Source organism: Aeromonas sp. S5(2024), from assembly GCF_041403025.1.
Classification (GTDB): Bacteria; Pseudomonadota; Gammaproteobacteria; order Enterobacterales; family Aeromonadaceae; genus Aeromonas; species Aeromonas hydrophila.
Genome location: NZ_JBGLRI010000023.1, coordinates 1 through 1260, shown reverse-complemented (window position 1 = coordinate 1260; position 1260 = coordinate 1). Strand labels below are relative to the sequence as shown.

Sequence of the window (1260 nt, the reverse complement as noted above, 5' to 3'; positions counted from 1 at the left end):
GCCTTCGGTGATGACGAGGCTACCCAGCGCACCCGCACTCGGGGTGCCGTTGCCGGCCAGGAACTTGGCCTCGTCGGCGCCGTCCACGTCGGTCACGCTCAGGGTGCCGGTTTCGGTCAGCAGCGGGTTGGTCTCGTCTTCGGTAACTGCACCGCTGTCAGTGCCGCCGATCACGGCAGAGTCGTTCACACCAGTGATGGTGATGGTGACGGTGTGAGTGGTGCCATCGACCGAGGCCACGGTGAAGGTCTCGACCTTGGTCTCGCCCTCGCCCAGGTACTGCACCTTGCTGTTGTCGACGTTGTAGGTCCAGGCGCCGCCTTCGGTGATGGTCAGGCTACCCAGCGCACCCGCACTCGGGGTGCCGTTGCCGGCCAGGAACTTGGCCTCGTCGGCGCCGTCCACGTCGGTCACGCTCAGGGTACCGGTCTCGGTCAGAGTCGGGTTGGTCTCGTCTTCCACCACGCCGCCAGTGTCGGTGCCGGTAATGACAGCCGCATCGTTGACGCCGGTGATGGTGATGGTGACGGTGTGAGTGGTGCCATCGACTGAAGCCACGGTGAAGGTCTCGACCTTGGTCTCGCCCTCGCCCAGGTACTGCACCTTGCTGTTGTCGACGTTGTAAGTCCAGGCACCGCCTTCGGTGATGGAGAGGCTACCCAGTGCGCCAGTGCTGGCCACGCCGTTGCCGGCCAGGAACTTGGCTTCGTCGGCGCCGTCCACGTCGGTCACGCTCAGGGTGCCGGTCTCGGTCAGAGTCGGGTTGGTCTCGTCTTCCACCACGCCGCCAGTGTCGGTGCCGGTAATGACAGCCGCATCGTTGACGCCGGTGATGGTGATGGTGACGGTGTGAGTGGTGCCATCGACCGAGGCCACGGTGAAGGTCTCGCCCTTGGTCTCGCCCTCGCCCAGGTACTGCACCTTGCTGTTGTCGACGTTGTAGGTCCAGGCGCCGCCTTCGGTGATGGTCAGGCTGCCCAGCGCACCCGCACTCGGGGTGCCGTTGCCGGCCAGGAACTTGGCCTCGTCGGCGCCGTCCACGTCGGTCACGCTCAGGGTACCGGTCTCGGTCAGAGTCGGGTTGGTCTCGTCTTCCACCACGCCGCCAGTGTCGGTGCCGGTAATGACAGCCGCATCGTTGACGCCGGTGATGGTGATGGTGACGGTGTGGGTGGTGCCATCGACTGAGGCCACGGTGAAGGTCTCGACCTTGGTCTCGCCCTCGCCCAGGTACTGCACCTTGCTGTTGTCGACGTTGTA

The 1260-nt window shown here is 65.2% G+C and carries 1 protein-coding gene; it reads right to left on the bottom strand.

What is annotated here, in order from left to right:
* A partial coding sequence (locus ACB032_RS22085) for a VCBS domain-containing protein (protein WP_371138776.1) occupies positions 1-1260 on the bottom strand: 1260 nt, incomplete at both ends.